This is a genomic window from Citrobacter sp. wls718, assembly GCF_005280945.1.
Classification (GTDB): Bacteria; Pseudomonadota; Gammaproteobacteria; order Enterobacterales; family Enterobacteriaceae; genus Citrobacter; species Citrobacter gillenii.
In genome coordinates this window covers 93,150-104,565 of record NZ_SZWV01000038.1, presented here as the reverse complement: position 1 = coordinate 104,565, position 11,416 = coordinate 93,150, and the positions used below count along the sequence as shown (strand labels likewise).

The window sequence follows — 11,416 nt, the reverse complement described above, 5'->3', positions numbered from 1 at the left end:
GGACTGGCAGGCCACGCAGGATCTCGGTTTCTGGAGCCGTCTGAACCTGCGCGGGAAAACCTCTGAGTACCTGAGCCGTACGTCGATGGCTCAAGGGACACCGTCCTATACTCAAGTCGATGTTGGTGTGCGTTACTACGTGAGCAAGGATGTGCTGGCCACCGCTGGCGTGTACAACGTGCTGGATAAGCAAATCGATTACGAGACCTATGACACCATACTCGATGGTCGTCGTTACACGGTTGGCCTGACCTATAACTTCTAAGTTTGGCGCAATAAAAAACCCCGGCATTTACCCTGCCGGGGTTTTTTGTTATTTCCTGCCAAAATGCTTAAGACGATTTCTTCACGCGATCCGGGAATTGCATTTCGCTGTAACGCACGAAACGCGTCCCTCTGGTCAGCTTATAGCCGAACCAGATAATCAGGAACAGCGGAATACCAATATAGGTCGCCATCACGCCGCCCCAGTCAATGGTGTCTCTCAGGAACGCTTCGTAGTTTTGCCCCAGGGTGATTATCAGGCACAGCACGAACGCAAAGATCGGTCCCAGCGGGAAGAAGCCTGAACGATACGGCAGATCGTTTATATCACGCCCCTGCATCACATAACCGCGACGGAAGCGATAGTGGCTGATGGCAATCCCCAGCCAGGCGATAAAGCCCGTCATACCGGAGGTGTTCAGCAGCCACAGGTACACGGTCTGGTTGCCAAACATAGAGGTCAGGAAACACAAACCTGCCACCACCGTGGTCGCATACAGCGCATTACGCGGGACGCCGCCACGAGACAATTTGGCGAAAATACGCGGCGCTTTGCCGTCGCATGCCAGGGTGTAGAGCATGCGCGTTGAGGCATACATACCGGAGTTACCCGCCGACAGCACCGCGGTCAGGATCACAGCGTTCATTACCGCAGCCGCAGAAAGCAGGCCCGCGTGCTGGAAGACCAGCGTAAACGGACTGACGCTAATGTCTTTCACATCATTACGCAGCAGGCTTGGATCGGTATACGGAATAATCAGACTGATAATCAGGATCGCGAACACATAGAACAGCAGGATTCGCCAGAACACCTGACGCACCGCGCGCGGAATGTTCTTCTCGGGATCTTCAGATTCACCCGCCGCAATACCGATAAGCTCAGTACCCTGGAAGGAGAAGCCGACGATCATCGCCACACCAATCATGGCTGCAAAGCCACCGGCGAAAGGTGCATCTCCCGTAGTCCAGTTGCTCCAGCCCACCGGCTGAGCGCCTTTGAAGATGCCGAAAATCATCAGCACGCCAACCGCGATGAAGATAATAACGGTGGTGACTTTGATCAGCGAGAACCAGTACTCTGCTTCACCAAAACCGCGAACAGAGATGTAGTTCAGCAGGAAGATGACGCACAGGAACAGCGCACTCCAGATCCAGCCTGGCGTATCCGGGAACCACCAGCTCATCACCAACTGCGCAGCGACCAGGTCGACGGCAATGGTGACCGCCCAGTTGTACCAGTAGTTCCAGCCCAGCGCGAAGCCAAAGCCTTCTTCTACATAGTTCTGACCGTAAGTGGAGAACGAACCAGAAACCGGCATGTACGCTGCCAGTTCACCGAGACTGGTCATCAGGAAGTACACCATCAGGCCAATCAGAATATAGGAAAACAGCGCGCCGCCTGGACCCGCCGCAGAAATGGTTGCACCAGATGCAACGAAAAGACCCGTACCGATGGAACCGCCAATGGCAATCATCGTCAGGTGGCGCGCCTTCAGTTCACGACGTAGCGTGGGCGCTTCTGTGGTTTTAGTTTCGGAAACCATGGGAAAATGCTATCCATCCAAAAAATGAGGCGCGATTGTAGCAGACGAAATGGCATTCTTCCGGCACAAATACGCTGTTATAAGAGACCTTCATGACTGGCCGTGGATTATAAGTAAAGCCGAAAATAGTCGGCATGCTGCCTGAAAAAATATCTCCGCCCTACTGCTGGTCGCTGTAGCGTAAAAAGCGCAGCAGCGCATTGGAGAGATGTTTTTGACGGTGATGGACACGCCAAAGAGTACGGACCAAACGCGGTAACGGTACCGGCACTTCACTCAGCGTTCCCGCCTGTAGCTGCTCCTCAATCACCCGACGTGACAGGCAGCTAATCCCTAATCCATGACGCACAGCATGCTTAATGGCCTCGGAGTTACCCAACTCCATGGCCATCTGAAATCGCGGCAAATGAGATAACAGTAGGTAATCCACCAATTCACGCGTACCGGACCCGCGCTCACGCAGGATCCACGGTGAAGCCGCCAGTTGTTCCAGCGTAACGGGACCTTTTACCAGCGGTGACGTCGGTGCAGCAAACACCACCAGCTCATCCTCCAGCCAGGGTTCTGAGATGATTTCCGTACTGTGGCATGGCCCTTCTATCAGTCCAATGTCGACCCGGAAATCCAGTACGGCATTAATTACGTCCAGGCTGTTCCCCACGCTCAGTTCCAACGGCAGATCGGGAAAATCATGACGATAGTGGGCAATCATGGCAGGTAAAATGTAATTGCCGATGGTGCTGCTGGCATAGACGCGAATCGCCCCATTATCTTCCCGGAAAAGCTGTTCTATCTCGGCCGTTTGCTCAAGCAGCGCCAACGCACGGGGATAGAGTAAACGCCCGTGCTCATTGACCACCAGACGTTTACCTACGCGATCGAACAGCTGTACGCCAAGCTGGCCTTCTAAATCAGTCAGCGCTGCGCTCACTGCGGATTGCGACAATGACAGCATGACAGAGGCCTGGGTTGTCGAGCCACTTTTTAGTACCTCGGCAAACACTTCAAGTTGTCGCAGGGTGATATGCATGGTCGTTTTCCTCTAGATGGCCCGTGTTTACCACTTATTCAGATTAATTATAAATATATAATCAATTTTATTTTTAAACCACTTCACCTTACTATTTTCTCCAAGAAATCATTCCATTGACAGGAGGGGTTATGACCGAACTCGCCCTACAGAATCATCGACGTACAGTGTGGCATTTTATTCCGGGGCTTGCCCTGAGCGCAGTCATCACCGGAGCCGCGTTATGGGGTGGTTCTATCCCCGCGGTTGCGGGGGCCGGGTTCAGCGCCCTCACCTTAGCCATTTTACTGGGGATGGTCCTCGGCAACACCGTCTATCCGCACATCTGGAAAAGCTGTGACGGCGGCGTACTGTTTGCGAAACAACATTTATTGCGACTGGGGATCATCCTTTACGGCTTTCGTCTCACCTTCTCGCAGATTGCTGACGTTGGCGTCAGCGGGATTGTGATCGATGCGTTGACGCTGACCAGCACCTTTATGCTTGCCTGCTTCCTCGGCCAGAAGGTGTTTGGTCTGGACAAACACACCAGTTGGCTGATTGGCGCCGGGAGCAGCATTTGTGGTGCCGCGGCGGTACTGGCAACAGAGCCGGTCGTGAAAGCAGAAGCCAGTAAAGTGACGGTCGCTGTCGCCACCGTGGTCATCTTCGGTACCATTGCTATCTTCCTGTACCCGGCGATGTATCCGTTGCTTTCGCACTGGTTTAGCCCTGAAACCTATGGGATTTATATTGGGTCAACCATGCATGAAGTCGCACAGGTTGTTGCTGCCGGACATGCGATTAACCCGGATGCAGAAAACGCAGCCGTTATTGCCAAAATGCTGCGCGTCATGATGCTGGCTCCGTTCCTCATCCTGCTGGCAGCTCGTGTGAAACAACTGTCTCCGGCTAACGGCGGCGAAAAGAGCAAAATCACCATTCCGTGGTTTGCCATCCTGTTCATTGTGGTGGCGATATTTAACTCGTTCCACCTGCTGCCGCAGTCTGTGGTGAACATGCTGGTCACCCTCGATACCGTGCTGCTGGCAATGGCGATGGCCGCACTTGGGCTGACCACTCACGTCAGCGCGCTGAAAAAGGCCGGAGCCAAACCGTTACTGATGGCGCTGGTGCTGTTTGTCTGGCTGATTGTCGGTGGTGGTGCAATCAACGTTTTGATTCACAGCGTGATGGCATAATCAAACACGACTAACCCCCGTTGACCCGCTATACTCTCCCCTTTTGTATTTGAGTATGGCGGGTTTTTCCCGTCATATTTCGAGTTGCAGGCGCTGCTCAAAACGTATTGCGTTTTGTCCTGCAACTCGAACTATTTGGGGAATCAATTATGAAATATATTGGAGCGCACGTAAGCGCCGCTGGCGGTCTGGCCAATGCCGCTATTCGCGCCGCAGAAATCGATGCCACCGCATTCGCCCTGTTCACCAAAAATCAGCGCCAATGGCGCGCCGCGCCGTTGACTACTGACGTCATTGATGACTTCAAGTCGGCCTGCGAAAAGTATCACTTTAGCAGCGCACAAATTCTGCCTCACGACAGCTACCTGATTAACCTCGGCCACCCGGTCAGCGAGGCGCTGGAAAAATCACGCGATGCCTTTATTGATGAAATGCAGCGTTGCGAGCTGCTGGGATTATCCCTGCTTAACTTTCATCCGGGCAGCCATTTAATGCAGATCCCGGAAGACGAATGCCTGGCTCGCATTGCCGAGTCCATCAACATTGCCCTCGCGCAGACCCAGGGCGTAACCGCAGTTATTGAAAACACCGCCGGTCAGGGCAGCAATCTTGGCTTTAAGTTTGAGCATCTGGCCGCCATTATCGATGGCGTAGAAGATAAATCCCGCGTGGGCGTCTGCATTGATACCTGCCACGCCTTCGCCGCCGGATACGATCTGCGAAGCGCCGCCGAGTGTGAAAAGACCTTTGCCGAATTTGAACGTATTGTCGGCTTCAACTATTTACGTGGGATGCACCTGAACGATGCCAAAAGCACGTTTGGCAGCCGCGTTGACCGCCATCACAGCTTAGGTGAAGGCAATATCGGTCACGACGCCTTCCGCTGGATTATGCAGGATGACCGTTTTGACGGCATTCCGCTGGTGCTGGAAACCATCAATCCGGATATCTGGGCGGAAGAAATCGCCTGGCTGAAAGCGCAGCAAACCGATTCTGCCGCCGCCTGATCGGGTGGATTGAGTGAATAAAAAAGGGCCGAATCATCGGCCCTTTTGTGTCAGCAGCAGAAATTATGCTTTCGCCACCGCGTCCTCTTCTGGACGTTTCAGGAAGGCATAAGACAGACCCGCTACCAGCGTACCGGCAATAATCGCCAGCAGGTATCCTACTACCGGCGTAATCGCGCCAGGGATCAGCAGCACAAACAGGCCGCCGTGAGGCGCCATCAGCTTCGCACCCACCGCCATCGACAGTGCGCCAGTCAGCGCGCCACCGACGATACAGCATGGCAGCACACGCATCGGGTCACGGGCAGCGAACGGGATCGCCCCTTCGGTGATGAAGCACAGGCCCAGCACCAGAGCCGCTTTGCCCCCTTCACGCTGTGCGTTGTCGAATTTACGACGCGCCACCAGCGTAGCCAGACCCAGCGCCAGAGGGGGAACCATCCCCGCCGCCATAATAGCCGCCATCGGTGCATACGTCTGCGTACTGAGCAGGCCGACACCGAAAGCATACGCCGCTTTGTTGACCGGACCGCCCATGTCGGTACACATCATGCCGCCAAGAATCGCCCCAAGCAGCACTGCGTTCGCCGTTCCCATGGTTTGCAGCCAGTGGGTCAGGCTTTCCAGAATACCGGCAACCGGTTTACCAATCAGGTAAATCATTGCCAGCCCAACTACCAGGCTCGATAGCAGCGGAATGATCAGGATTGGTTTCAGCGCTTCCATACTTTGCGGCAGCTTCAGCTTGGTGCTGATGAGTTTCGCCACGTAACCGGCAAGGAAACCGGCGATAATCCCACCAATAAAGCCAGAACCGGTACTGACCGCCAGCATACCGCCGATAAGACCCGGCGTCAGACCAGGACGGTCAGCGATGGAAAATGCAATATAACCCGCCAGAACCGGCACCATGAGCGCAAAGGCTGAACCGCCGCCAATTTGCATCAACGCCGCAGCCAGTGTGCCCGGCTCTTCAAATGCTTTAATACCAAAAGCAAAAGACAGTGCAATACACAGACCACCGGCAACCACCATCGGCAGCATGTAAGACACGCCGGTCAGCAGGTGACGGTATGCACCTGCGCTCTCTTTCTTACCTTCTGTTGCTCCGGACTGCCCATTCCCTACAGGCTGGTACGGCGTCGCTTCGTCTACGGCTTTATCCAGCTCCTGCTTGGTTTTCTTCAGCGCCAGTCCGGTAGAGGTGCGGTACATCGGTTTTCCGGCAAATTTCGCCAGATCAACTTCAATATCCGCCGCCACAATCACCAGATCGGCCTGCGCCACCTCTTCCGGGGTAATCGCATTGCCTGCGCCTACTGAACCACGGGTTTCAACCTTCACCCACCAGTCGCGTTTTTTGGCTTCGGTTTCAATGGCTTCCGCCGCCATAAACGTATGCGCCACGCCGGTCGGACAGGCCGTTACCGCCACCACGCGTTTGGGGCCACTGCTAGCTACAGGCGCTGCCGCAACCGGTGCGCTGTAGGGTTTCGCATGACCTTTCGCTTCGCTCAGGAACAGTTCAGGATGCGCCACCGCACGGGAGATGTCTCCCAGCCAAACTTTTTTGCCGTTCAGCGCACTGTCGTTAGGGAGGGTGTCACCTAGGACAATCGCCATCTCTGCATCATTCGGATTATCGATAATATCCAGATGCGCTTTTTGTGCCGCCGCTCCAAGCAGGGTTTTCGCCATGTAAGCGCGAGCCTGGCCGAGATTAGCGTCAATAATCAGCAGCGTTTTCATTATGCCTCTCCTGCTGTCAGTTAAACGGTTTTAAGTCGACGCGCGCCATCATCGCGGCCAACTGAGGACGATCGGTAATGCCGACATTGCTTTGGCTTACCGCCAGGGCGGCAACGGCAGTCGCCAGACGCAGAGTGTGTTCGCTGGACTCACGCATCAGCAGGCCATAAATCAGACCGCCAACCATCGAATCCCCTGCACCTACGGTGCTGACCACCTCAACTGACGGCGGTTTAGCAATCCATTCGCCAGAAGCGTTAACCCACAATGCACCTTCCGCACCGAGGGAAATCACCACATGCGCAATACCCTGCTCACGCAGCGCATGCGCAGCTTCAATCACATCTTTCATTTCTGGCAGCTTACGGCCCGCCCAGATTTCCAGCTCACGACGGTTGGGTTTCACCAGCCATGGCGCCGCTTTCAAACCTGCAACCAGCGCTTCACGACTACTATCAAAGATAATGCATGGACACTGACTGCGCAGGCGCGTCATCCAGTCGGTGAAGGCTTCCGGACTCACGCCGGTTGGCAGACTGCCGCTGACGCAGACCATGTCGAATTGACCCAACCAGCTCAGGGAGTCATTCACAAAGCGTTCCCAGTCCGCCGGGGTGACTTCAAAACCGGAGAAATTGAAGTCAGAAACTTCACCGTCTTTTTCAGTCAGCTTGACGTTAATACGGGTACGCCCCTGCACCACCTGAAAACGGTTGGCAATCCCCAGTTCGCTGAACAACTGCTGAAAGCCATCCTGGTTATCTTTACCCAGAAAACCACCCACTGTGACGTCGATCCCCAGGTCTTTCAGTACCTTGGCAACGTTGATGCCTTTACCCGCGGCATGCAGGCCGGTCGTTTTTACCAGGTTCACTTCACCGCGTTCAATTTCTGGACAAAAGCCGACCAGGTCATAGGCTGGATTCAGGGTAATAGTTGCGACACGTCTGCTCATTATGCGCCCTCCCCAAGACCGGCTGCGATGGCCTCGCCAATCGCTTTCAGCGCCTGTTCAGCATCTTCGCCCTGGGCGGTAAAGCGCAGGTGATGTCCTTTCTTCACGCCCAGCGCCACAACTTTCATCAGACTGCGTCCATTTGCCGGTTTTCCGGTTCCATCAAGATTTGTCACGGTAATTTCACTGTTAAATTGTTTAATGGTATTCACCAGCATGGTGCCCGGACGGGCGTGTAAACCATGCTCATTGCGCACAACAAACTCTGCGCTCAGCACATCATCAGTTAACGCATCATCACTGGTCAGCAGGGCCAGTACGGTCGCTGCATCCGCTTTCAGCAAGCGGTCAGCTTTATTTTCCAGCAGCAAATCACTAAGGCGCTTGAGCACTGCCACGGGCTGATCGTCATTCATCGCGACGGTCACCAATAGCGCGGCCGTCTCGCCTTCTACGTCGAAGGCATTTACCGCTCGGCTGAGCGCAACTGCGCTTCGCAGATTGCCTTGAGCGCAATCATTCAGCCAAATCCCCTGGCCGAGGTTCAGCGGTTGCTCATTGATAGCCGTGGCAACAAAGTTAGCATCAACCGCACCCGCTTCTTTCAGACGCGCGGCATTCAGGGCTTGCAGCGTGACCAGCGAACCGGCGACCACGTCCAGCGACAGCATGTCGTTGTCGAGCTTGAGCTGTTCACTCTGCTTTTCACCCATCAGCAACGCGCGCAGTTCTTCTGCGGTGGTGGCGGATTTCAGCTGTTCAGCCACCGAATCATCGCTGAGTACGTGTGTCAGCTGACGCAGCAAACCCAGATGTTCGTCGGAGCTGGCCGCAATACCAATAGCCACATATGCAACCTGGTCTTCACCCCAGGTAATACCTTGCGGAAACTGGAATACCTGCACCCCGGTTTTCAACACCTGATCACGGGTGTCCGTGGTACCGTGAGGAATGGCAATACCGTTGCCGAGGAAAGTAGATGTTTGCTGCTCGCGCGCCAGCATGCCGTTGACGTAGCCTTCCGCCACGTTGCCAGCCTGCACTAACGCGGCAGCAACCTGGCGAATGGCCTCTTCTTTATTTCCGGCCTGTTCGCCCGGGTGAATATCCTGAACAGATAACTGGAACATGGTTCTCCTCTCCTGCTGAATTGAAACGATTCAGCTAACATGAGAAAAAAGGCGCCACCCAACTCCAACACTTAAGAAAAGATGACGCTGAAACGTTTCAAGAAGTTTTGCGCTTTCTGCTTCAGCACGCAAGTAAAGTTAGCAATTTGCTTGCTGAATTTAGATATAACGCACATTTTTTCTTCTGTGCATCAATAATTGCTGACATAGAAAGGAAGCTAAGTTATCGATTTCAGCATCGTCAGCAGACTGTTTTTAGAGACTGAAATGCTATTTTGATTTTTCATGCCGATTTTGATTTCGCGCCCTGTTTATTTTCTGACAGGCAGCGTAAACTCCGCGTCTCTTCACATCACAGATATTGAAACATGCATAACACCCCGGTAGCCGCCTCCCCCAAGTCGTTTGATTTAACGTCTTCGGCGTTCCTGCTTGTCGCTTTTCTTACGGGTATCGCCGGCGCATTGCAGACCCCTACGCTCAGCCTTTTTCTGACCGATGAAGTTCATGCCCGTCCGGGTATGGTCGGTTTCTTTTTTACCGGTAGCGCTGTCATCGGCATCCTGGTAAGCCAGTTTTTAGCTGGGCGTTCTGATAAGAAGGGCGATCGCAAAAATCTGATCGTTTTTTGCTGCGTACTGGGGATGCTGGCCTGTGTGCTGTTTGCCTGGAACCGTAACTATTTTATTTTGCTGTTTGTCGGCGTCTTCCTCAGTAGTTTTGGATCGACCGCTAACCCGCAAATGTTTGCCCTCGCCCGCGAACATGCTGACCGCACGGGCCGGGAAACCGTCATGTTCAGCTCTATTTTGCGTGCTCAGGTTTCGCTGGCATGGGTGATTGGCCCGCCGTTAGCTTACGCGCTGGCTATGGGTTTCAGCTTTACGGTGATGTATCTGAGTGCCGCCGTTGCGTTTATCGTCTGCGGCGTCATGGTGTGGTTGTTCTTACCGTCGATGAACAAAAATGCCGCCCTCGCCACGGGCGCGGTGGAAGCCCCGCGTCGTAACCGGCGCGATACGCTGTTGCTGTTCGCTATCTGTACATTAATGTGGGGCACCAACAGCCTGCACATCATTAATATGCCACTGTTTATCATCAACGAACTGCATCTGCCGGAAAAACTCGCAGGCATTATGATGGGCACCGCCGCCGGGCTGGAAATACCGACGATGCTCATTGCCGGATACTTTGCTAAACGTCTGGGCAAGCGTTTGTTGATGCGGATCGCCGTGGTCGCCGGTTTCTTCTTTTATGCCGGAATGCTGTTGGCGCATTCGCCGGTCATTCTGCTCAGCTTGCAGCTGCTGAACGCGATTTACATCGGTATCCTCGGCGGTATTGGCATGCTCTATTTCCAGGACTTAATGCCTGGACAGGCGGGTTCTGCAACCACTCTTTACACCAACACCATCCGCGTGGGCTGGATTATTGCCGGATCGCTGGCCGGTATTGCCGCTGAAATCTGGAACTACCATGCGGTGTTCTGGTTTGCGCTGGTGATGATTATCGCCACGGTCTTTTGCCTGGCGCGGATCAAAGACGTTTAAGGTGCGGTGAGCGCTTCAAGCTCAATAAGGTACACCATAGCCTGGCGCGTTGTCTGACCACACATTTCAGCGCTGGGCTGTAAGCCTGCACACACTTTTGGCCGCAGTGTGGAACCAAAAATTTTACAGCGCAGGAATTCATCAAGCTGAACGCATGGCGTATTGGCGGGCTTGCCCTCAGGCATGCCGGGGATGGGGCTGGAGATAGAAGGCGCAGTGCAACATGCGCCACAATCCGGACGGCATTCCATACAATATTCTCTTTAAGGTAAACCCGCGGATTGTGTAGGTAGCGAACAGTACCACCTTTTTTGCACCCGCAAAAGTGCGAATTCCGCTTGCCTGAATGACCCGGCGCGAGTAGTTTGACGCGATATTTTAGACACTCCTCACTACAGGATTTTTTCGATGCCAAGAGCGAACGAAATTAAAAAAGGTATGGTACTTAACTACAACGGCAAGCTGCTGATTGTAAAAGACATTGATATTCAATCACCGAGCGCACGTGGTGCAGCCACGCTGTACAAAATGCGTTTTTCTGATGTCCGTACCGGCCTAAAAGTCGAAGAGCGCTTCAAAGGCGACGATATTGTGGATACCGTCACCCTGAGCCGTCGTGGTGTTGATTTCTCTTACGTCGATGGCAACGAATATGTCTTTATGGATAAAGAAGACTATACCCCGTATACCTTCACCAAAGACCAGATCGAAGAAGAGTTGCTGTTTATCCCGGAAGGCGGAATGCCGGACATGCAGGTGCTGACCTGGGATGGCCAACTGCTGGCGCTTGAACTGCCGCAGACCGTAGACCTTGAGATCGTTGAAACCTCACCTGGCATTAAAGGTGCGTCAGCCAGTGCACGTAACAAGCCAGCCACCCTGACCACCGGCCTGGTGATCCTGGTTCCTGAGTATCTGAGTGCCGGTGAGAAAATCCGCATTCATATCGAAGAACGCCGTTATATGGGGCGTGCAGACTAACGTTCCTGCTAAGACACAGACTAAA

At 53.9% G+C, this 11,416-nt stretch carries 10 protein-coding genes and 1 pseudogene; 5 read left to right on the top strand and 6 right to left on the bottom strand.

The genetic code is table 11. From position 1 onward, the window contains the following. Positions 1-265: pseudogene (locus tag FDW95_RS23620) on the top strand (TonB-dependent receptor); the annotation flags it as partial. A 67-nt stretch (positions 266-332) separates the two neighbouring features. Here FDW95_RS23620 and lysP read toward each other — a convergent pair. Together lysP and yieE are read right to left on the bottom strand one after the other, a co-directional pair. Further along, positions 333-1,808, bottom strand: coding sequence for a lysine-specific permease (gene lysP / locus FDW95_RS07915; protein WP_096756479.1), 1,476 nt, complete (start codon positions 1,806-1,808; stop codon positions 333-335). Positions 1,809-1,968: 160 nt separating this feature from the next. Continuing rightward, a complete protein-coding gene (gene yieE / locus FDW95_RS07910; protein WP_115258025.1) occupies positions 1,969-2,838 on the bottom strand; it encodes a DNA-binding transcriptional regulator YeiE in 870 nt (289 codons plus the stop codon). 131 nt (positions 2,839-2,969) lie between these two features. Here yieE and FDW95_RS07905 point away from each other — a divergent pair, with 131 nt between their 5' ends. Both FDW95_RS07905 and nfo read left to right on the top strand, forming a co-directional pair. Beyond that, the gene (locus tag FDW95_RS07905; protein WP_115258024.1) at positions 2,970-4,019 is read left to right on the top strand and encodes a YeiH family protein; all 1,050 of its coding nucleotides are present in this window, start codon (positions 2,970-2,972) and stop codon (positions 4,017-4,019) included. Positions 4,020-4,168: 149 nt separating this feature from the next. Then, the gene (nfo, locus tag FDW95_RS07900; protein ID WP_115258023.1) at positions 4,169-5,026 is read left to right on the top strand and encodes a deoxyribonuclease IV; all 858 of its coding nucleotides are present in this window, start codon (positions 4,169-4,171) and stop codon (positions 5,024-5,026) included. 63 nt (positions 5,027-5,089) lie between these two features. On the opposite strand, the gene fruA is transcribed toward nfo, so the two are convergent. Genes fruA through fruB form a run of 3 tightly spaced genes read right to left on the bottom strand, consistent with a single transcriptional unit; the run spans position 5,090 to position 8,860 of the window. Next, positions 5,090-6,775, bottom strand: coding sequence for a PTS fructose transporter subunit IIBC (fruA, locus tag FDW95_RS07895; protein ID WP_115258022.1), 1,686 nt, complete (start codon positions 6,773-6,775; stop codon positions 5,090-5,092). 16 nt (positions 6,776-6,791) lie between these two features. Continuing rightward, positions 6,792-7,730, bottom strand: a complete 939-nt coding sequence (gene fruK / locus FDW95_RS07890) for a 1-phosphofructokinase (RefSeq protein WP_003834544.1) — start codon at positions 7,728-7,730, stop codon at positions 6,792-6,794. After that, complete coding sequence (gene fruB / locus FDW95_RS07885; protein WP_115258021.1) at positions 7,730-8,860, bottom strand: fused PTS fructose transporter subunit IIA/HPr protein; 1,131 nt, start codon at positions 8,858-8,860, stop codon at positions 7,730-7,732. Before fruB ends, fruK begins: the two co-directional genes overlap by 1 nt. A gap of 368 nt (positions 8,861-9,228) precedes the next feature. On the opposite strand from fruB, the gene setB reads away from it, so the two are divergent. Then, positions 9,229-10,410 (top strand): sugar efflux transporter SetB, encoded by a 1,182-nt coding sequence (gene setB, locus FDW95_RS07880; RefSeq protein WP_115258020.1) that lies wholly within the window; start codon positions 9,229-9,231, stop codon positions 10,408-10,410. On the opposite strand, the gene FDW95_RS07875 is transcribed toward setB, so the two are convergent. After that, complete coding sequence (locus FDW95_RS07875) at positions 10,407-10,661, bottom strand: YkgJ family cysteine cluster protein (RefSeq protein ID WP_115258019.1); 255 nt, start codon at positions 10,659-10,661, stop codon at positions 10,407-10,409. The two genes, setB and FDW95_RS07875, sit on opposite strands and share 4 nt — an antisense overlap. A gap of 157 nt (positions 10,662-10,818) precedes the next feature. Here FDW95_RS07875 and yeiP point away from each other — a divergent pair, with 157 nt between their 5' ends. After that, entirely contained in the window at positions 10,819-11,391 is a 573-nt protein-coding gene (gene yeiP / locus FDW95_RS07870; protein WP_096756467.1) for an elongation factor P-like protein YeiP, read from the top strand. Positions 11,392-11,416: the final 25 nt, after the last annotated feature.

What these genes read in the sequence shown, in the direction of transcription:
- lysP (WP_096756479.1), bottom strand. Translation starts at nt 1,808, where the DNA reads ATGGTTTCCGAAACTAAAACCACAGAAGCGCCCACGCTACGTCGTGAA.
- yieE (WP_115258025.1), bottom strand. Translation starts at nt 2,838, where the DNA reads ATGCATATCACCCTGCGACAACTTGAAGTGTTTGCCGAGGTACTAAAA.
- FDW95_RS07905 (WP_115258024.1), top strand. Translation starts at nt 2,970, where the DNA reads ATGACCGAACTCGCCCTACAGAATCATCGACGTACAGTGTGGCATTTT.
- nfo (WP_115258023.1), top strand. Translation starts at nt 4,169, where the DNA reads ATGAAATATATTGGAGCGCACGTAAGCGCCGCTGGCGGTCTGGCCAAT.
- fruA (WP_115258022.1), bottom strand. Translation starts at nt 6,775, where the DNA reads ATGAAAACGCTGCTGATTATTGACGCTAATCTCGGCCAGGCTCGCGCT.
- fruK (WP_003834544.1), bottom strand. Translation starts at nt 7,730, where the DNA reads ATGAGCAGACGTGTCGCAACTATTACCCTGAATCCAGCCTATGACCTG.
- fruB (WP_115258021.1), bottom strand. Translation starts at nt 8,860, where the DNA reads ATGTTCCAGTTATCTGTTCAGGATATTCACCCGGGCGAACAGGCCGGA.
- setB (WP_115258020.1), top strand. Translation starts at nt 9,229, where the DNA reads ATGCATAACACCCCGGTAGCCGCCTCCCCCAAGTCGTTTGATTTAACG.
- FDW95_RS07875 (WP_115258019.1), bottom strand. Translation starts at nt 10,661, where the DNA reads ATGGAATGCCGTCCGGATTGTGGCGCATGTTGCACTGCGCCTTCTATC.
- yeiP (WP_096756467.1), top strand. Translation starts at nt 10,819, where the DNA reads ATGCCAAGAGCGAACGAAATTAAAAAAGGTATGGTACTTAACTACAAC.